This window comes from Sinomonas sp. R1AF57 (assembly GCF_002224485.1).
GTDB lineage: Bacteria > Actinomycetota > Actinomycetes > Actinomycetales > Micrococcaceae > Sinomonas > Sinomonas flava.
Genome location: NZ_CP022463.1, coordinates 2856761 through 2875978 on the forward strand (window position 1 = coordinate 2856761; position 19218 = coordinate 2875978).

A 19218-nucleotide genomic window follows, 5' to 3' on the forward strand; every position below is an offset into this window, starting at 1 on the left:
GGGAGCGGTTCCGGACCCGGGGCGGATCCGGGTGCGGGCTGGTCGGGGGGCGCGCTTGTCACCCCGAAAGTCTAGGCGGAGGGCGGCCCGGCACCGGGGGTCCGGAGACCGGGGGCCCTCGCGGGTCCACAATGGGGGCATGGTGTCGACGCCCGTGGCGAGTGCCGCGCTGCGGCTCGCCGCCGTCGTGGTGGGCCTCGCCGCGGCGGGCTGCTCCTACCAGTACGACGACGGCCTGCCGCCGCTGGGCCAGCGCGAGGCGGCGGCCCAGGCCTCGGGGGAAGCCGCTCAGGCCTCCGCCTCTGCCTCCGCTGCCGGGGAGGCGGCGCAGCTGCGGGAGCGAGCAGCCCGGAGCGGGTTGCGGGCGCCGCTGGACCAGATCCTCTCGGGCTATGCGCTGCGGGGATGGGCCGACACGGTGCTCCCTGACGAGGGCGGGACCTCGGTGGCGTCCGGCTCCGGTGCAGTCTGGCCGGACGGGGCGAAGCTCACCCTGACGGCGCAGGGACCGCCCGGGACTGCCACCCTGAGGTTCGCCTGCCGGGGCACGACCACGGCCCGGATCATCGCCACCGTCGAGGGCGTTCCCGCGGTCGATCTGGCCTTCGACTGCAATCGGCCCTGGGCGCGCACCGTCGCACTGGCGGGGTCCGGGGCGGTCGACATCGCCTTCATGGCGGGGAGCACGCCGTCGAATGTCGCCTATCGGCTGGTGCGCCCCTGACTCACGGCGGAACCCACCGCGGTGGGGGACCCGCTGTCGCAGCCCTCGGGGCAGCGGAGCGTTGTCGGAGAGGAGGCACAGTCGCTGCAGTACAAGGTGAGGCTGCGGCACGCAGGATTCGAGCAGTTGTGGAAGTCGCTCGTGGGCGAAGCGCAGCGGGCGCACCGGCCGATGGTCACGGCATCCTCGCTGAACTCCATCCGCATCCTGCGGTCGAAGACGTACAGGGAGCCTTCCCACAGTCCTGAGTCCTTGAACCGCTCGCCGTAGCGCACGATCCCCCCGTCGAGCTGGTAGACCTCCTGGAACCCGCGGGTGCGCATGTGCGCGCTCAGGACCTCGCAGCGCACCCCTCCGGTGCAGTAGGTGACGACAGGCCTGTCCTTGAGGTGGTCGTACTTGCCCGAGTCGAGTTCGTCCAGGAAGTCGTGCGTCGTCGTCGTGTCCGGGACCACCGCGTCCTTGAAGCGACCGATCTGCGCCTCGAACGCGTTGCGCCCGTCGAAGAACACGACCTCGCGTCCCGCCGACCGGCCCGCGTCGACGAGATCGTGCACTTGCTCCGGCGTGAGGTGCGTGCCGCCGCCTACCACTCCCTTGGAGTCCACCACGAGTTGGTCGGGTGCTCCGAAGGAGACGAGTTCGGGCCTGACCTTCACGCTCAGCCTGGGGAAGTCCTCCGCGCCGCCCTCCGACCACTTCACGTCGAGCGCACGGAACGCCGGATACTCCTTCGTGGCGCGCACGTACCGCTTCACGGCCGTGAGCTCGCCGCCCACCGTTGCGTTGATCCCGTCCGGGGAGACGATGATGCGGCCGCGGAGTCCGAGCCCCTCGCACAGGGCGCGCTGCCACAGCCGGACGGCTTCCGGATCCGGCAGAGGGGTGAAGCAGTAGAAAAGGACAATACGGTGCAGAGCCACCCATCAAGGGTAGCCGGGCGGTGCCTGGGCGATGCGGTGACAGTTCTGTCACGGCCCTTATCAGGCCTCGGTCGTACCCGTTATGGTCATGGCTATGGGCGAGGCAACTCTGAGCGAGCTTCTGGGCATCTGGGTCGAGGGATGGGCTTCGACGCGCCACTACCCGGTGGGAGACGTGGATGCCTTCAAGGCAGTGCAGCTCCTCGACAAGTCCGGGGACTGGGAGGTCTTCGCTGCAAACCCGAGCGATGACGAGTTCGCCCGTCTCGCAGCGTTCGTGAAGGACTCCGCGCCGCGCCTGCTGACGGTCCTCACCGACGACCACGCGGCCTACCGCTCCCTCGCTGAGAAGCACGGCCTCGCGGTCCTCGCCGCGGACCAGGAGCTCATGATCATGGACTTCGAGGGCAAGGACGTCGAAGAGCCGTGGCTCAACGACGACGAGCTGAAGCTGACCACGGACCTCGAGGACCACAGTGCGACGGTCACAGTGGGGACAGTGGACGGGACTCTGGCGGCCCGCGGACATGTCGCGGTCACCCAGGGCTACGCCGTCTTCGACCGGATCGTCACGGAGCCGAACTTCCGCCGCCGCGGCCTCGGAAGCTTCGTGATGCGCGCGCTCACCGCCGCCGTGAGCGAGCACGATCTCGAGCAGGGGCTCCTGATCGCCTCCACCGACGGCCAGCACCTGTACCACCACCTCGGGTGGAGCGACATCTCCGGGGTGCTCATGCTCGCCAACCCCGGCACCACGAAGGGCGGGTCGCTCAGCGACTGACCTCGGGCGCTGCAGCGCTCCCCGACGCTCTCCAGCCGAGGCTGGCAGAATGCTCGGGTGGCAGCGCTTGACTCCCTCGTGACCCTCCTCGGCTTCTCAGCCGATCCTGACCAACTGCGCCACCTCCGCGTCCTGCCTGCCCGCAGCGCCCAGTTCGCGCCGTGGCCGCAGTGGGCCCATCCCGACCTCATCGAGGCCTACCGCACCCTGGGCATCCACGAGCCGTACACCCATCAGGTCGCCGCGGCGGATCTCGCCCATGGCGGCACCCACGTCGTCCTCGCCACCGGCACCGCCTCCGGGAAGTCTCTTGCCTACCAGCTGCCCGCCCTGGACGCCGTCCACCGGTCCGAACTGCGGACCGCCGCACATCCGGGCCGCCTTCACGACGACGGCGCCGTCGTGCTCTACCTGTCCCCCACGAAGGCGCTCGCGGCGGACCAGCTCGCCGCGATCCGGGCGCTTCGGCTCCCGACCGTCCGGGCGGAAACCTACGACGGCGATACGGAGCAGTCGGCAAGGAGGTGGATCCGCGAGCATGCGAATGTGGTCCTGGCCAACCCGGACATGCTGCACTTCGGGATCCTGCCCAATCACGCCTGGTGGTCCTCGTTCTTCCGCCGGCTCCGCTTCGTGGTGATCGACGAGGCGCACAGCTACCGCGGGGTCTTCGGCTCCCATGTGGCAAACCTGCTCCGCCGCCTGCGCCGGATCTGCCAGCACTACGGTTCCACCCCGACCTTCATCGGCGCCTCCGCCACGTCCGGCGACCCCGAGGCGTCGATGGGGCGGCTCGTCGGCGCCGAGGTCTGCGCCGTCACAGGGGACGGTTCTCCCCACGGCGCGACGGAGGTCGCCTTCTGGGAGCCGGCGCTGACCGAGGCGAAGGGAGAGAACGGCGCCCCCCAGCGGCGCACGGCGATCGCCGAAACAGCGGACCTCCTCGCGAACCTGGTCTCCGCGCGGGTGCGGACAATCGCGTTCATCAAGTCCCGCCGCGGAGCCGAGTCGATCTCGTCGATCGCGCAGCGGCACCTGGACGATGTGGACCCGAGCCTCCCGGGCCGTGTGGCGGCCTACCGGTCCGGATACCTGCCGGAGGAGCGCCGGGAGCTGGAGCGTCGGCTCCGCTCGGGGGAGCTCCTCGGTGTCGCCAGCACGTCGGCGCTCGAACTCGGCATCGACATCTCGGGGCTCGACGCCGTGCTCGTCGCAGGGTGGCCGGGGACCCGCGCGTCGTTCTTCCAGCAGATCGGCCGGGCCGGCCGTTCGGGCCAGGAGGCGCTTGCCGCGTTTGTCGCCAGCGACGATCCGCTGGACACCTACTTCGTCAACCATCCGGAGGCCATCTTCGACACGTCGATCGAGGCGACCGTCCTCGATCCCTCCAACCCCTACGTCCTCGGGCCCCACCTGTGCGCAGCCGCGGCGGAGAAGCCGATCGGTCCGGCCGACCTGGCCCTGTTCGGCCCCGCCGCGGAGGGGCTCCTTGCCCAGCTCGAGGCCCAGGGCTACCTCCGCCGCCGACCGTCCGGCTGGTTCTGGACCCACCCGGAAAGCGCGGCGGCGATGGTCAGCCTGCGCGCAGACGGGGGTGGCCCGGTGAGCATCATCGAGGCGGAGACCGGGCTGCTGCTGGGTTCGATGGACTCGCCTCAGACCCACTACCAGGCCCACGAGGGCGCGATCTACGTCCATCAGGGCGCGAGCTACCTCGTGCGCGAGCTCAACGAGGCGGAGCACTGCGTGGTGGTCGAGAGGGTGAACCCCGACTACTACACGACGGCGCGCGACATCACGACCGTCGAGGTGATCAGCGAGCTCCGTGCGGAGCAGTGGGGCCCGGTGGGCGTCCACTTCGGCGAGGTCAGGGTGACGACTCAGGTGGTCTCCTTCCAGCGCAAGGCGCTCGTCTCGAATGAGGTCTTGGGCGAGGAGCCCCTGGACCTCGGCGCGCGCGACCTGTTCACCAAGGCCGTCTGGCTGACGGTCCCCGCGCCGACGATCGCCTCGGGCGGCCTGCTCGAGGCCCAGTTCCCCGGAGCCCTGCACGCAGCTGAACACGCCGCAATCGGTCTCCTCCCGCTGGTGGCGGCGAGCGACCGCTGGGACGTCGGCGGCGTCTCAACGGCTCTGCACGCCGACACCGAGCAGCCGACGATCTTCGTCTACGACGGGCACCCGGGCGGCGCCGGGTTCGCGGAGCGCGGGTACGAGAGGGTCCGGGAGTGGCTCACTGCGACCCGCGAGGCCATCGAGGGCTGTGAATGCGAGGCCGGGTGCCCCTCGTGCGTCCAGAGTCCCAAGTGCGGCAACAAGAACAACCCCTTGGACAAGGCGGGGGCTGTATCCCTGCTCGGGACGATCCTCGCCCACTCGCGTCGCCCGGAGTCGTCCGCGCAGGCCACGCCCGCAGCAGGAAGGCCGGCAGGGGTAGATGCGCAGTAGTAGGCCCCAGGAGTAGACGCGCGAGGTCGGTGCGCAGTGCAGATCCGCCGGGCCCTGCTGCCGCGCGTGCTCACGCCGGGGGGCCAGCTCTGGCGCGTCCGATCGCGGGCCCCCACGGCGCTCCGGTGGTGACCTGCACGACGACGCGCACGGTGCGTCCGGCGACCTCGACCTCGCACGAGGCAAGGCCTGCACCGTTGAGGGAAGCCACGGTCCCCGCGAGCTCACACGGATTCCCGCTGCGGAGGCCGCGTTCGGCGTCGGCCGCCGCGAGGGCCGCGAGGTCAGCGGCGGACGCCGCCTTGGCTGCCGAGGAGAGAGCCTGCGCCAGCGTCAGCACGGCCGCGCAGGCCGCGATCAGGAGCAGGCCCAGTCCGAGGGCAAGGACGGTGCCGGCGCCGCGCTCTCGTTCGGTTCCCCTCGGGCGCGTCCTTCCGAGCCAGCCCGTCATGGGTACCCGGCCATGGTCATCGGGATCCCTCGAGGGCCAGGGTCGCCGAGGCCGCGACGCGCAGTCCGGCGGCCGCGGCGACCGGACCCGGCACGGCGGAGGAGACCCTGACGGTCACCGTGCCCGCGCCTGGCTCAACGGTATGCTCCGCCTCCCCTCCCGCGATGCGGCGGACCTCCTGGGCCACTGCATCCGGATCGTCTCCTCGGGCAAGCGTCCTCGCCGCCGAACGGGCGGCCTCCTCGACGCGTATCTGCGCCACGCCGGCCGACACCGCTGCAAGCAGGAGGCCGAGGAGCAGAATGACCGCCGGGATGGCCACCGCGAATTCTGCGGTGACTGCTCCCCGGAGGGACGCCGGACCTTTCCCGCGCCTGACGTCCCTCGGGGTCCTGGTCACGGCAGGGCGAGGGCCGCGCGGATGATGCCGAGCAGGAATCCGCGGACCTCGTCGCTGCGCATGATCACCACGAGCAGCCCTGCGAAGGCCACAGCGCCCAGAGTGGCGATCGCATATTCTGCGGTCGCCATGCCGGCCTGCCCAGACATCCGCCGCGCGAGTCCGCGGGCCAGCCTCTGAAGCCTGGCCGACCAGCGACGGCGCACCGGCCGGCCGGAGCGGCGGGGAGCGCCGTCGGGGCGTCGTCTGCCCGTCGCCGGATACAGCTCGACGACCTGGGCGAGCCTTTCTGCGTGCACCGGGAGGGATGCGGAGCCCGCGAGCGGTTCCTTGGTCCGGATCGATTCTGAGCGCGGGAGTGCTTCTGGAGCCGGGCCGGCGCTGGGATCGAGCCAAGCGGCTGCCATCGCGGTGGTGGACATGGTTCCTCCTTGTGGGTGGGGTCCCTCCGACTGCTGTCGGAAGGAGGTGGCGTCGGGACGCCGCCTGCCGGGAAGCGGCAGGAGTCTTCGTGGCCGGTCAGCCGGGGCGTGGATCAGGGGGAAGGAAGCATGGCGAGGAGGACGGGCACGACGCCGAGGCAGAGGAACGCCGGCAGCGAGCAGACGCCCAGGGGGACGACCAGCCGGACTCCCAGAGCGGCGGCGCGGCGTTCAAGCTCGCGGTGCCGGCGCCGGCGGATCTGGCCTGCTCTTGAGAAGAGGAGCTCGGCCGATGGCGCGCCGGTCGCGGCGGCGAAATGCAGTGCGTCCCTGAGCTCACGGCCCGCCGCCGACATGTCCTGTCCCGAGGCCGGCCAGGCGTGCTCCCATGCGACGCCGAGTTCGAGGGCGGCCGCCGCTCTCCCCAGGGCCTCTGACTCGGGACCGGGAATGCGTGCCGCGACTGCCAGCGCGCGCTGCAGACTCAGTCCCGCCTGGAGCATTGCCCCCAACAGCTCCAGGAGCAGCGGGACCTCGTCGGCGCCCGAGCGGACCGACGGCGCGCCCAGAAGACGGGTTCCCGCATCGCGCGCGGAAGACTGCCGCCCACGGGAGTCCGGTGGAAGATGCAGAGGGAGTCGGAAGGTGGCCCCGCGCAGCGCGAGTGAACTCCCCAGCACCCCAGCCAGGATGCCGACCGCCAGGAGGACGCTCATCGGGCCTCCGATGCGGAACGAACCAGCCGGGCTGACCACCAGCGCCCGGCAAGGGTGAGGATCGCGCCGAGCGAGAGGCACGCGGCACCCACCGGCGTGGACAGCAGCACCCCGACGGGATCGGCTCCCATGAGGAACCCGAGACCGAGCCCTGCCACGGGGAGGACGCTCAGCACCTGCGCTGTGGCGCGGGGTCCGGCGAGGGCGACGGCGCGCGCGGCCGCCGCATCCGCGTCTGCCTCGAGGAGCGCAGCAAGCCTGTCGAGAACTCCTGCCAGCGGGCTGCCCGAGGCCTCCGCGGTCTCAATGCACGCTGCGACGCTGGTCCACGGTCCCTCCCACAGCGCACTGCCGCGGCTTCCCCGGCGCCGGCCAGCGGCCGCCGAACGGATCGCGTCGCCGACGGGTCGCCCGAGCTGCGCGGCGCGCGCAGCGGCCGAGAGGACGAACGCGGCCTCCCCCGCGGGCCCGTGCGCGCCCTCCGGGTCGGTGGCGCCACCCGACGCGCTCCGGCCCGCCCGCGGTCCCCGTTCCTCGCTGGATCCCGGACCGGCGTGGCTTGCCGCGGCCTGGTGCCACATCTGGACGGGGCTGCGGCCGGCCCGGAGGAGCGCCGAGAGCTCGGCCACGAGGATCGCGACGCTCTGGAGTTCCTCCGCGGGACTCGCATGCCGCCTGCCGCGCCACGGGGCCCGACCCGTGGCAACGGACACCGGGACTCCCCTCCGCCTCCCCGCTGCCCCTCCGACGGCGCCATCGGCGGACCGCAGGGGCTTCCGCAGACATGCCGCTCCCGCACGGTGCTGCGCGAGCACGGCCCCCGCGAACAGGCCTATCGTGACCGCAGCGGAGGCACCCCAGTCGCCGCTCATGCCCCCGTCTCCCGTCCGAGGCCCGCTCCGGTCAGCGCAGCGAGCGCCGGCCATCCCGGTCCGCGCCCGCACGACCGAGACTCCCCGGGTGGCCGGACGAGGGCGTCCTCGATGACGAGCACCCCGCCCTGTTCGCGGACTGCCGCGATGCTCGCGACCCTCCGGCCCGCCGCGCTGCGCTCGAGGTGGACCACGGCGTCGAGTGCGCTGGCGGCCTGCAGGGCCGTTGCCTCGGGGCCGAGCCCCGCGAGAGCGCCGAGCGCTGCGAGCCTGGCCACGACGGACCGGGCCGTGTTCGCATGGATCGTGCCAGCGCCGCTGTGGCCGGTGTTCAGGGCAGCAAGCAGCTCGCGGACCTCCGCACCCCGGCACTCGCCCACCACGAGCCAGTCCGGCCGCATCCGCAGCGCCTGCCGGACGAGGTCGGCGAGGTCCACGCTCCCGGCCCCCTCGACGTTGCCGTGGCGCGCCTCCAGGGTGACGGCGTGATCGTGGTTGGGGGCCAGTTCTGCTGCGTCCTCGATCAGGACGATGCGCCCGCTCTGGGGGACAAGTCCCAAGAGGGTGCTCAGCAGTGTTGTCTTCCCCGACCCGGTGGCACCGCTGACGAGGAAGCTGCACCGCTGCTCGACCAGGGCCTCGAGGACCAGCCGTTGGTCAGGCAGGACGGTGCCCGCATCGACGAGTTCGTCGAGGGTCAGGCTGCGTTCCCGCCGGATGCGCACGGACAGGAGCGTCCCACCGGTGGAGACGGGCGGCAGGACTGCGTGGACCCGGTATCCTTCGGGAAGCCGGACATCCACGCACGGGCAGCTCTCGTCCAGTCGGCGTCCAGCAGCGGCCACGAGGCGTACGGCCAGCGAGCGCACCGCGTCCTCGGACGGGAACGAGACGCGGCTCCGTTCCAGACCGCGTCCCTGGTCGAACCAGACGTCGTCCGGGGCATTGACGAAGATGTCCGTCACTGCGGGGTCGTTGGCGAGGACCTGCAGCGGGCCCAGTCCGCGCAGCTCCGCGGAGATGAGCTCGACGGCGGCAAGCGCACCGGCCGTCCCCAGCAGCCGGCCGCTGTCGTGGACGGCTGCCGCGATGCGCGCCGTCGTCACCGGACCCGGCTCCGACAGGACGGTCCGGCGCACGGAGTCGAGGAGGTCGCGGTCGATGACCCGCTGCACCCTCATCGCCCGGCCCTCCGACCGCGTGAGGCCAGCCTCGCGCCCACGGCGAGCGCCTCGCCGTCGTCCATGGGCAGGTGAGCTCCGTCCAGCACCGTGCCCGCGAGCCGGCGGAAGGCCCGGAGCCGGGAGAATTCGAGGAGGCGCCCTGCCTCCGCCGCGACGGGGATGCCGCGGACGTGCGGCACCGTGCCGACCAGCGGGCAGTCGACCGCCTCGGCGAGCTGCTCCGCATCGATTCCCTCGGCGGGGCGTCCCCTCACCAGGGCTCCCACCGGCACCGGCGGCAGCTCGTGGAGAAGCTGCGCCGCGGACAGCGCGCCGCCCAGACGGCCCGGGACGACGACGAGGAGACGGTCGCACGCCCATGCGAAGTCCTCCAGTCCTTCCCGTCCCCGACCGACGTCCGCGACCACGAGGTCGAACGCGGACCGCGCTGCTTCGATTGCCCCCGACACCGCCGCGGCGCCGATCCTCGCTGCCCGCTGGGAGCTCGCTGGCCAGGACAGAAGTCCGACGCCCCTGACACGGGGGAGGGCCGAACGGAGCTGCTCCGGGTTGATCGTCCCGCTCGCTGAGATCAGATCCGGCCAGTGAAGCCCTTCGGCGCCGCGCTCGCTCACCGACGCCTCAAGGCCCCCCGCCAAGCGGTCCCCGTCGACGAGGAGGACGGAAGCGCCGTCGAGCGCGGCGGCCCCGGCGATCAGAGCCGCGGCGGTGCTCGCCCCCGCTCCCCCACAGCCGCCCACCACGCCCACGACGGACCCCGATGACCGGTCCGATCCGCGGCGTCCCAGGAACTCGACCAGCCACTCGGCGGCCTCGGGCAGCTCCGCCACGTGGTCGACGCCCAGATCCGCCGCGCGCTGCCAGAGTAGGCCGCGGTCGGACCCGCGCCCGACAAGGACCGCGGCATCCCTGCGCTGCGGCGGAAGTTCCACCACGTCGGCACCCACGAGCACCAGGTCGGCTCGGGACCAGAGCGCCGCAGCCTCCCCCGCGGACGACGCCGCCTCGAACGCCGCGCCCGCAACCGCCGCAGCCCGCGCGCAGTCCTCCCTCAGGCCCTCGTCGGCGGTGATGCAGCACACCGCTGCGGCGGTGCCGGGGACCCATCCGCCCGCTTCCGGCCTGCCCTGCTCTTGCCTGTCCATGCCCCCAGCCTCACGAGGCAACGCGACCACTGGAAGCTGGGCTGCGCCTATGTGGACAACACGCCCCGACCCCCGCCTGTGGAGGAGTAAAGGGGCGGCTGATCGCGGGGAAGAATGGACGGGTGTACGAACTCGTGGCAACCACTCCGGACGGAGGCGTGGCACTGCAGAGGCTGGACCGCGCAGGCCGTCCCGTCGCCAGACCGGACGTGGTCCCACGAAGCCGCTTCCCCGCGGAGGCTGCGCGCATCGAGGCACAGGACGGCCCGCGGTGGGTGTGGCTGCGCACCGGGGACTGGTATCCCCGGCTGCTCCACGCTGGCGTCCCCCTGGGACGGTGCCACGACCTGTCGCTCTGCGCGGCGATCCTCAGCCATTCGTCGTACGTCGTCGGAGGCCAGTACGCGCCGGCTGCCGGCGTCGCCGGATCCCCTCACGACGCCGGCGACGGGATTCCGCACCGCCTGCCGTCAGGAGCATCGCCCTATCAGGACGCGCTCTTCGACGAGGTGCCGATCGAGAACGGGCCGGCGGGCGGCTTCGGGCCTGAGCTGCTGGCCGAGGAGCTGCACAGCCAGCTGGCGGCCGTCGCCGGTTCGCCCCACAGGCCCCGCCTCGCCCTGCTCCTGGCCGCCGAATCGGCCGGGGCCCTGGCTGCCGCGGAGATGCGGCATGCCGGAGTCCCCTGGGACGCCACCGTCCACGACGCCATCCTCTGCGACCGCCTGGGGCCGCGTCCCGTGGGAACAGCCCGGCCCGCGCTGCTCGAGCAGAAGGCCCGCGAGCTCCGCTCCCTGCTGAACGCGCCTGCGCTCAACCCCGACTCGCCTCAGGAGCTCATGCGCGCGCTGCGCCGCGAGGGCATCGAGGCGCAGACAACCCGGGCGTGGGAACTCCGCAGGTACACCCACCCGGCCATCCTGCCGCTGCTGGAGTACAAGAAGATGGCTCGCCTGCTGTCCGCGCACGGCTGGGCCTGGCTCGACACGTGGGTCATCGACGGCCGTTTCCGTCCCGACTACACGGTCGGAGGTGTCGTGACCGGGCGCTGGTCCTCGCGCGGCGGCGGCGCGATGCAGATCCCCGCAGAGGTCCGGCCAGCGGCGAGGGCACGCCCGGGCCACCGCCTGATCGTCGCCGATGCCTCCCAGCTCGAGCCGCGGATCCTGGCCGCACTCGCGGAGGACGGCGCGATGGCGGAGGCCGCACGCGACCGGGACCTCTACGCCGGGATTGCCGCGGCCGGGTTCGGCGGTGACCGGTCGCAGGCGAAGGTCGCCCTGCTCGGGGCGATCTATGGCGCCACCACGGGCGAATCGGGGCGCCTCATGCCGAAGCTTGCGCGGCTCTACCCCCACGCGGTCGGGTTCGTCGAGAAGGCCGCGCGCGACGGCGAACGCGGCCTCACGGTCACGACGCACCTCGGCCGCAGCACACCACCGCCATCCGCGCGCTGGACGGCGTCCCAGCGCACGGGCAGCGCCGAGGAGCAGCGACGCGCTGACGCGCTCGCCAGGGAGCGGGGGCGGTTCACGCGCAACTTCGTCGTCCAGGGAACGGCCGCGGAGTGGGCCGAGTGCTGGATGGCGGAACTGCGTGGACGGCTGCGCGGGCTCCGCGAGCGGGGGCTCCGCGCCGAGCTCACGTACTTCCTCCACGACGAGGTCATGGTCCACGCAGAAGAGGCGGCCGCCGAGGCGTGTGCGCACGCGGTACGGGACGCAGCGCGTGCCGCAGGGAGGCTCCTGTTCCCAGGCGTGCCGGTCGAGTTCCCGCTGAGCGTCGCCGTCGTCGAATCGTACGATCAGGCGAAATAGCGCACGCAGGAGGGACCGCGGGTCAGAGCTCGAGGCGGTATTCGTGGGTGCGGTCCCACGGGACGGTCCAGCCGAGGGCGGTGAACAGCGAGTCGAGCACCATGGCGGTGAACCCCCAGACCAGCACACCGTTGACGGTGAAGCCGGGGCTCGCGAACCGGGACCCGCCCCGGTAGAACACGACCATGACCCGGTTGTCCGGGTCGAGCAGGTCCCGCACTGGGGTCCTGAAGACCTGCGCGGACTCCCGGTAGTCCACGACATCGACCGGCGACGGCGATGCCCACCACCCGATCACCGGGGTCACGAGGAACCCGGTGTACGCCATGCCCAGAGGCGGGAGTTCACCGAGAACCTCGACGCCTGCCGGGTCCAGTCCGGTCTCCTCGGCCGCTTCCCGAAGGGCGCAGGCGACGAGCGTGGCGTCCTCCTGGTCCCGGCTGCCGCCGGGAAAGGCCACCTGGCCGGGGTGGGCGTCGAGCTCCGGAGCGCGCTCGAGGAGCAGCACGTCAAGGTCCGCGGGGGCGATCGGGCGCTGGGAGACGGCAGGGACTTCGTCGAGGACGCCGAAGAGGACGAGCACCGCAGCCGAGCGGTAGTCCCCCTTGAGCGTCCGGGGGTGCCACCGCCGATCGAAGGGATCCTTCTCACCGGCCAGGATCGCGGCCACGAGAGCCTGGAGGTCGCTGCGCGCGCTCACGGGGACACCCCCGCGGCGTCGGACTCGGCCCGCTGCCGGATGGCCGCGGCGTTGTCGGTGTTCGCGAGCATCTCGGCGTGGAGTGCTTCCTTCCCCGGGGCGAGCTCAAAGCGGAGCAGTTTCCGCGCCTTCGCGGGATCGGTCTCGCCTTCCCCGAAAGAGGGGCACAGCGCCGCCACCGCGCAGGCGCCGCAGGCGGGCCGACGTGTCAGACACACCCGCCGGCCGTGGAAGACGACCCTGTGGGAGAGCATGGTCCAGTCGCGGGGTTCGAAGAGCTCCATCACGTCGCGCTCCACCACGACGGGGTCGTCCGAGGCCGTCCACCCGAACCTCTTGGCGAGTCGCCCGAAGTGTGTGTCGACCGTGATGCCGGGAACGCCGAAGGCGTTGCCGAGGACGACGTTCGCCGTCTTCCGTCCCACTCCAGGAAGCGTGACCAGCTCGGCAAGCGTGCCGGGGACGACGCCGTCGAACTCGTCCACGATGCGCTGGGAGAGGGTGTGGAGGCTCTTCGCCTTGGCCCGGAAGAACCCTGTGGGACGGATGATCTCCTCGATGCCCGTCAGCTCGGCTTCAGAGAGGGACCGCGCGTCCGGGTAGCGGGCGAAGAGGACGGGCGTCACCTGGTTCACGCGGACGTCGGTGGTCTGGGCGCTCAGGACGGTGGCGACCAGAAGCTCGAACGGATTCCGGAAGTCGAGCTCTGCGTGCGCGTACGGATACTGTTCGGCGAGCACCCGGTTGATCTTCCGGGCCCGCCGCTTGAGCGCGAGCGGGGATTCGTCCGGGGTGAGGCGGCGACGCGTCGACGCCCCCGCCGGCCGGCTCAGCCCCGCTCGATTCCGGACAGGTCGCGAAGGACTCCCACGCGCCCGTCCGTGCTCTGGACCACGAACTCATGCCCGCGGTCCTGAAGGGCGAGGATCCATTGGCCGGGCTCGAGTGGAAACACGGGCTGGCCAGTGGTGGGATCCACGGCAGTGCGGGGCTGGCTCACCGCGAACCAGAACGCCTCATACTGGGCTTCCGGTTCCTCGTAGGGCCCGCTCGCCTCAATTCCCTGTGAACGGTCGGGCTCGTCCGCTGACTGGCCGGACCACGCCGGGAAGACTGCGGTTGGGGGTGCCGACGCCGCAGGCTCGCCAGCGGAGCGCACAGATTCCTCCGGTTCCCGCCCGGCTCCAGGAGCCTTCGACGCCGCCTGCTCGGGTGCCGCCGGCCCTGGTGCTGCTGGTCCCGGCGCTGCCGCTCCGGGTGCCGCCGGTTCCGGTGCTGCATGTTCGACCGACACCGGTTCGGCGACGGCGGGTTGCGGAGCACCGTACGCCTCGCCGTCGGCCTGCGCGTAGGTTCCCCCACCGAGGGTGGGATCCACCGCTGGGGAGACGCGAGTGGGCGGCTGCGGTTCGGTAGAGAGGATCCGCGAGGCGAGGTCACCGCCGCCCGCACTCGGGGCATCCGTGGGGGTGGCCTCGGCGGGTGCGACCTCCGCCGGTGCGACGTCCGCCGGTGCGGCGCCGTCGGATTCCGAGCGGGCACCCGCCGCATGGGAGCCGCCCTCAGTGCCGCGCCCGGCCGAGGGTCCCTGGTCTGTGCCGCCTGCAGTGATGTCGTCCGCGACAGGGGTGTCCTCGGGCAGCTCCCCGGCCGCCGACGACGCGCCGCTCGGGGACGAGGACGCCTCGGCCGGGCGCGCCCACGCCGCTGCTGGGCGGGGAGACTCGGCAGGCGACGGCTCTCCCGCGCCTTCGGGCTCGCCCGGGTGCGAGCCCCACGCTCCGGCAGTGGACGCTCCCCACGCTCCTGCGGCGGCCGCGGCGGCGGCAGCACCCCCTGCAGCCGGCGCAGCACCCCCCGCCTGCACAGCACCCCCCGCCGGCACTGAGGCTCGGGGCTCGCGCGCAGCCCGGTCTTCCGACTTCCCGTGAGGGGCCTTGGGAGCGGGGCGTGCTGCGTCACGGGCCACGATGTGCGCGGGCGACTCCGGCCGGTCGGCGAAGTCGGCGGCGAACGCCGGGATCAGCCTCGCGAAGGTCGTGGAGGCCAGGAGTCCCGCGGCGCCCAGGAGGCCGACGACGGCGCCCGGTGTGAGGGTCATGACCGTGAAGACGAAGAAGTAGGAGGCGCAGAGGACAGCCGCCACGGACGCGAACTGGTCCACCGAGAGCGACCCGACCCGCAGGGGCCGGTGCGGCTCGACGCGGCGCCAGGCGAAGAGGGCAGCGGCCGCCGCCGGGACGAGGAATCCGATCGCGAGGAAGAAGATGCTCTGCGAATTCCACAGGTTCAGCAGCACGGTGCGCTCGAGGAGCGGAAGGAGCGAGCCCACGAAGAGGATGAGGACACCGCCGAAGAGGGTCAGGTCGCGGACGGTGAACGGCCCGAGAACGGCTTGGCTGTGGCGCCCCTCGGACGGGCTCTGGCTGGGAACAGACATGAGTCACTCCTTCGGTCTTCCCGTTCAGCCTAGCCAAACCCCGGCGCCTCCACCTAGATGGGGCGGGCTCCGGAAGGCGACCGCTCGCCGTCGGACGCGTACCGCCCGGCGCAGGGAACGGACCGCCCACCGCCGGAATGTGATCGACGCAACGTTCGTGCGACTCCAGCCGCGCTACTGTGGAAGAGGCAGCAGAAGTGCGCGGCGTCACATCCGGAGGCGGGAGTCCTCCGGCTGGGCGAAGCGCCGGCTGGAACACGCGAGGAACGAGCCGAAAGGACATCAATGTCCCAGGAAACCGTCAAAGGAGACGCCTTCGAGAACCTGCTCCGCGAGGAGCGGCAGTTCCCGCCGTCGAAGGAGTTCGCGGCCTCCGCGAACGTCCAGGAGGACATCTACGCAGAGGCCAGCGCCGATCGCCCCGCGTTCTGGGCCGATCAGGCCCGGGCCCTTCTGACGTGGTCCAAGGACTTCGAGACCGCGCTCGACTGGTCCAACCCGCCGTTCGCGAAGTGGTTCGTCGGCGGCGAGGTCAACGCCGCGTACAACGCTCTGGACCGCCACGTCGAGAACGGTCTGGGCGACCGGGTGGCCATCTACTTCGAGGGCGAGCCCGGAGACACCGAGACCATCACCTACGCGGACCTGACTGAGAGGGTGAAGCGCGCGGCGAACGCTTTCGAGTCCCTCGGGGTCACCAAGGGCGACCGGGTCGCGGTCTACCTGCCGATGATCCCTGAAGCTGTCGTGACGATGCTGGCCTGCGCCCGCATCGGCGCGGTCCACTCTGTCGTGTTCGGCGGCTTCTCCTCCGAGGCGCTGCGCTCGCGCATCGACGATGCGGAGGCCAAGCTCGTGGTCACCGCGGACGGCACCTACCGCCGCGGCAAGCCCTCGTCCCTCAAGCCGGCCGTCGACGAGGCCCTGGCCGAGGACGGCCATACCGTCCAGCACGTCGTGGTGGTCAAGCGCAACGGCCAGGACGTCGAGTGGACCGAGGGCCGGGACCTGCACTGGTCCGAGGTCATGGGCGCCGCCTCCCCCGAGCACACCGCGGTGGGCCACGATTCAGAGCACCCGCTGTTCATCCTCTACACGTCGGGCACCACGGGGAAGCCCAAGGGCATCCTGCACACCACGGGCGGCTACCTCACGCAGACCGCCTTCACCCACTCCGCGGTGTTCGACCTCAAGCCGGACACGGACGTGTACTGGTGCACGGCGGACATCGGCTGGGTCACCGGCCACTCCTACGTCGCGTACGCCCCGCTCATCAACGGCGCCACCCAGGTCATGTACGAGGGCACCCCGGATTCCCCGCACCAGGGCCGCTGGTGGGAGATCGTCGAGAAGTACAAGGTCTCGATCCTCTACACCGCCCCGACGGCGATCCGCACCATGATGAAGTGGGGTCAGGACATCCCGGCCAAGTACGACCTCTCGAGCATCCGGGTGCTCGGGTCCGTGGGCGAGCCGATCAACCCCGAGGCCTGGATGTGGTACCGCGAGGTCATCGGGCACGGGAAGGCGCCGATCGTCGACACGTGGTGGCAGACCGAGACCGGTGCGATCATGGTCGCTCCGCTCCCCGGCGTGACGGCCACGAAGCCGGGCTCGGCGCAGGTCCCGCTGCCCGGCATCGCTGTGGATGTCGTGGACGAGGCCGGGCACGCGGTCCCGAACGGCCACGGGGGCTTCCTCGTCATCCGCGAGCCGTGGCCGGCCATGCTCCGCAACATCTGGGGCGACCCGGAGCGGTTCAAGGACACCTACTGGTCCCGCTTCGAGGGCATGTACTTCGCGGGCGACGGCGCCAAGAAGGACGACGACGGCGACATCTGGCTGCTGGGCCGCGTCGACGACGTCATGAACGTCTCCGGCCACCGCCTCTCCACGACCGAGATCGAGTCTGCCCTCGTCTCCCACCCGTGGGTGGCCGAGGCCGCCGTCGTGGGCGCAGCGGACGAGACGACCGGCCAGGCCGTCGTGGCGTTCGTGATCCTGCGCGGCGAGGCGCAGATCGCCGAGGGAGAGGATCCCTCGACCGTCCTGCGCGCCCACGTGGGCCACGAGATCGGCCCGATCGCCAAGCCGCGCCACGTCCTGGTGGTCCCCGAGCTGCCCAAGACCCGCTCGGGCAAGATCATGCGCCGCCTCCTCAAGGACGTCGCGGAGGGCCGCGATCCGGGCGACGCCACGACCCTGGCGGACCCCACGGTCATGCAGAAGATCGCTGCGGACCTGCGGAAGTAGCGCGCCCCGCCAGCGCACGACGGCGGCGCCTCACCCCCGGGGGGTGGGGCGCCGCCGTCGTATGGCGTGAGCGCCTAGAGTGATGCCATGACGGAAGAGACCCCCCGCGGCATGATCCTCGTGGTCAACGGACCCAACCTCAACCTGCTCGGTGCACGCGAGCCCGAGAAGTACGGCACAGACACCCTCATGGACGTCGAGCGGCTGTGCGCGGAAGCGGCGGCGGCCCACGGCCTCGAGGTCCACTGCGTGCAGTCCAACCACGAGGGCGAGATCATCGACGCGATCCACGCCGCCCGGGGCACGGCCCTGGGCCTGGTCATCAACGCCGGCGCCTACACCCACACGTCGGTCGCGATCCGGGACGCGATCACCGCGGCGCAGCTTCCGACGGTCGAGGTCCACATCACCAACGTCCACGCCCGCGAGCCCTTCCGCCACCACTCGTACCTGAGCGACATCGCCAAGGCCGTGATTGCCGGTGCGGGCGTCCTCGGGTACCGCTTCGGCATCGACTACCTCGCAGACCTCACAGACACGCGCCTTCCCGTCCAGGTCTGAGCCCGGCAGCGGCTCACTTGCGGGTGCAGGTCCCGGGCTGGACGGGCTGGCTCAGCGACGCGGCCTCCTGCGCCACCGGGCTCAGCTCCTCCATCGTGAGGGCGTAGCCGACGTCCGCCGTCGACTCGCTCTTGGCGAAGACCACCCCGGTGACGTGTCCGTCGAGGGTCAGGAGCGGGCCGCCGGAGTTGCCCTGCTGGACATTGCCCGAGAGCTGGTACACGCGCTTGGGCACCTCGTTGGCGCCGTAGATATCCGGGGCGAGCACCGTGGTGGTGCCCTGGACGACGGCCGGCCGCACCTGGTAGGGGCCGCCGAGCGGGTAACCGGCGAACGCCGCGGTGGTCCCCGACGGGCTCGTCGAGGTGAGCGCGAGCTGCGGCGCGCGCAGTCCGTCGACGGCGATCACGGCGAGATCCTGGACCGCATCGAAGTACACGACGCGCCCGGTCCGTGCGCCTCCCCCCTGAACCTCGACGACGGGCTCCGACACGCCCGCCACCACGTGCGCGTTCGTGACGACACGCCCGGGCGAGACGACGAAGCCGCTGCCTGTCTGGTTCTGCCCGCACTGGTACGCGGTGCCCGTGATCCTCAGCACAGACTCGGACGCCGCCCGCAGTTCAGGCGTGTCGACCGAGTCGGGCACCGGGACCGGCTGGATCGGGCCGATGCCCTCGATGAGCTTGGGCAGGCCGTCGCCGATCACGAAGGCGCGCAACCCTGCCGCCTGCTCCTTCACGGGATCGGGCGTGAGATCGTCGATCGCGCGCACGACCCTCGAGTCGGCGATCTGCTGCGACAGGAGTGGGACCCCGATGCTCGAGACCGTGAAGGCCGTCATCGAGATCACGAGGGCGGCGACGACGACGCTCACGAGCCCGCCGAGCCCACGGTCGACGGCGGTGGCCCCCTTCCAGCGGATCCCCCGCTTGACGCGGTGGCCGAGCGCGGAGCCGACGGCGTTGCCGGCCGCCATGAGCAGGACGGCGGTGATGATGATCCCCGCGACGCGCCACCCGGAGTCCACGAGCCAGCCGCTCACAAGGGGCACGGCGAAGAACGCCGCGACGCCGCCCGCCACGAAGCCGAGGATCCCGCCGAGGCTCACGACGAACCCGGCCCGGATCCCGTTGGCCAGATAGCCGACAAGGACGAGCAGGAGGAGCACGTCGAGGAGGTTCACGCCGAGAAGCACCCTCGGAGTCTATCGGCGGGGCCTGAGCGCACACTGACCGCGATAGCGGAACAGAACGCGAGGGCTTTACGTTTGCTATAGCTGTGGTGCCGCCCAATTCGGGTTCGCCGCCCCTGTGTCGCCTGCCAAGTACGTCACAAACCCGCGCGGAATCTGAAACAATGACCGCAGCGCCTGCACTGA

At 71.8% G+C, this 19218-nt stretch carries 18 protein-coding genes; 6 read left to right on the forward strand and 12 right to left on the reverse strand.

The window, feature by feature from the left end; translation table 11 throughout:
• The first annotated feature begins 139 nt into the window (after window positions 1-139).
• Entirely contained in the window at window positions 140-724 is a 585-nt protein-coding gene (locus CGQ25_RS13135; protein WP_208710325.1) for a hypothetical protein, read from the forward strand.
• Here the strand turns inward: CGQ25_RS13135 and CGQ25_RS13140 are convergent.
• On the reverse strand, window positions 703-1647 hold the full coding sequence (locus CGQ25_RS13140; RefSeq protein WP_208710326.1) for a rhodanese-related sulfurtransferase: 945 nt from the start codon (window positions 1645-1647) through the stop codon (window positions 703-705). The two genes, CGQ25_RS13135 and CGQ25_RS13140, sit on opposite strands and share 22 nt — an antisense overlap.
• A 94-nt stretch (window positions 1648-1741) precedes the next feature.
• Between CGQ25_RS13140 and CGQ25_RS13145 the strand changes: the two genes are divergently transcribed.
• Window positions 1742-2428 carry a GNAT family N-acetyltransferase gene (locus tag CGQ25_RS13145; protein ID WP_208710327.1) on the forward strand — a complete coding sequence of 229 codons (687 nt, stop codon included), beginning with the start codon at window positions 1742-1744 and terminating at the stop codon, window positions 2426-2428.
• A gap of 57 nt (window positions 2429-2485) precedes the next feature.
• On the forward strand, window positions 2486-4876 hold the full coding sequence (locus CGQ25_RS13150; RefSeq protein WP_208710328.1) for a DEAD/DEAH box helicase: 2391 nt from the start codon (window positions 2486-2488) through the stop codon (window positions 4874-4876).
• Between the two features lie 70 nt (window positions 4877-4946).
• Here the strand turns inward: CGQ25_RS13150 and CGQ25_RS13155 are convergent, their stop codons facing one another.
• The 7 genes from CGQ25_RS13155 to ssd form a co-directional block, all read right to left on the reverse strand.
• Window positions 4947-5327, reverse strand: a complete 381-nt coding sequence (locus CGQ25_RS13155; protein ID WP_208710329.1) for an Rv3654c family TadE-like protein — start codon at window positions 5325-5327, stop codon at window positions 4947-4949.
• Window positions 5328-5343: 16 nt separating this feature from the next.
• Entirely contained in the window at window positions 5344-5649 is a 306-nt protein-coding gene (locus CGQ25_RS13160; protein ID WP_369802225.1) for a TadE family type IV pilus minor pilin, read from the reverse strand.
• A 74-nt stretch (window positions 5650-5723) separates the two neighbouring features.
• On the reverse strand, window positions 5724-6149 hold the full coding sequence (locus CGQ25_RS18515) for a DUF4244 domain-containing protein (protein WP_255405309.1): 426 nt from the start codon (window positions 6147-6149) through the stop codon (window positions 5724-5726).
• A gap of 113 nt (window positions 6150-6262) precedes the next feature.
• Entirely contained in the window at window positions 6263-6865 is a 603-nt protein-coding gene (locus CGQ25_RS13170; protein WP_208710331.1) for a type II secretion system F family protein, read from the reverse strand.
• Complete coding sequence (locus tag CGQ25_RS13175) at window positions 6862-7578, reverse strand: type II secretion system F family protein (protein WP_208710332.1); 717 nt, start codon at window positions 7576-7578, stop codon at window positions 6862-6864. The genes CGQ25_RS13170 and CGQ25_RS13175 overlap by 4 nt, the downstream gene beginning before the upstream one ends.
• A 155-nt stretch (window positions 7579-7733) precedes the next feature.
• Entirely contained in the window at window positions 7734-8918 is a 1185-nt protein-coding gene (locus CGQ25_RS13180; RefSeq protein WP_208710333.1) for a TadA family conjugal transfer-associated ATPase, read from the reverse strand.
• Window positions 8915-10066 (reverse strand): septum site-determining protein Ssd, encoded by a 1152-nt coding sequence (gene ssd, locus CGQ25_RS13185; RefSeq protein WP_208710334.1) that lies wholly within the window; start codon window positions 10064-10066, stop codon window positions 8915-8917. The genes CGQ25_RS13180 and ssd overlap by 4 nt, the downstream gene beginning before the upstream one ends.
• Before the next feature lie 122 nt (window positions 10067-10188).
• On the opposite strand from ssd, the gene CGQ25_RS13190 reads away from it, so the two are divergent.
• Window positions 10189-11883 carry a bifunctional 3'-5' exonuclease/DNA polymerase gene (locus tag CGQ25_RS13190; protein ID WP_208710335.1) on the forward strand — a complete coding sequence of 565 codons (1695 nt, stop codon included), beginning with the start codon at window positions 10189-10191 and terminating at the stop codon, window positions 11881-11883.
• A gap of 22 nt (window positions 11884-11905) precedes the next feature.
• Here CGQ25_RS13190 and CGQ25_RS13195 read toward each other — a convergent pair whose 3' ends face one another.
• Genes CGQ25_RS13195 through CGQ25_RS13205 form a run of 3 tightly spaced genes read right to left on the reverse strand, consistent with a single transcriptional unit; the run spans window position 11906 to window position 15023 of the window.
• Complete coding sequence (locus CGQ25_RS13195; RefSeq protein WP_208710336.1) at window positions 11906-12583, reverse strand: CoA pyrophosphatase; 678 nt, start codon at window positions 12581-12583, stop codon at window positions 11906-11908.
• Window positions 12580-13416, reverse strand: a complete 837-nt coding sequence (gene nth / locus CGQ25_RS13200; RefSeq protein ID WP_208713083.1) for an endonuclease III — start codon at window positions 13414-13416, stop codon at window positions 12580-12582. Before nth ends, CGQ25_RS13195 begins: the two co-directional genes overlap by 4 nt.
• A complete protein-coding gene (locus tag CGQ25_RS13205; protein ID WP_208713193.1) occupies window positions 13413-15023 on the reverse strand; it encodes a hypothetical protein in 1611 nt (536 codons plus the stop codon). The genes nth and CGQ25_RS13205 overlap by 4 nt, the downstream gene beginning before the upstream one ends.
• A 285-nt stretch (window positions 15024-15308) precedes the next feature.
• On the opposite strand from CGQ25_RS13205, the gene acs reads away from it, so the two are divergent.
• Window positions 15309-17276: an acetate--CoA ligase gene (gene acs, locus CGQ25_RS13210; RefSeq protein ID WP_208710337.1), complete on the forward strand. Its 1968-nt coding sequence runs from the start codon at window positions 15309-15311 to the stop codon at window positions 17274-17276.
• Window positions 17277-17363: 87 nt separating this feature from the next.
• Window positions 17364-17837: a type II 3-dehydroquinate dehydratase gene (aroQ, locus tag CGQ25_RS13215; RefSeq protein WP_208710338.1), complete on the forward strand. Its 474-nt coding sequence runs from the start codon at window positions 17364-17366 to the stop codon at window positions 17835-17837.
• Between the two features lie 13 nt (window positions 17838-17850).
• Here aroQ and CGQ25_RS13220 read toward each other — a convergent pair whose 3' ends face one another.
• Window positions 17851-19035 (reverse strand): MarP family serine protease, encoded by a 1185-nt coding sequence (locus CGQ25_RS13220; protein WP_208710339.1) that lies wholly within the window; start codon window positions 19033-19035, stop codon window positions 17851-17853.
• Window positions 19036-19218 lie beyond the last annotated feature (183 nt).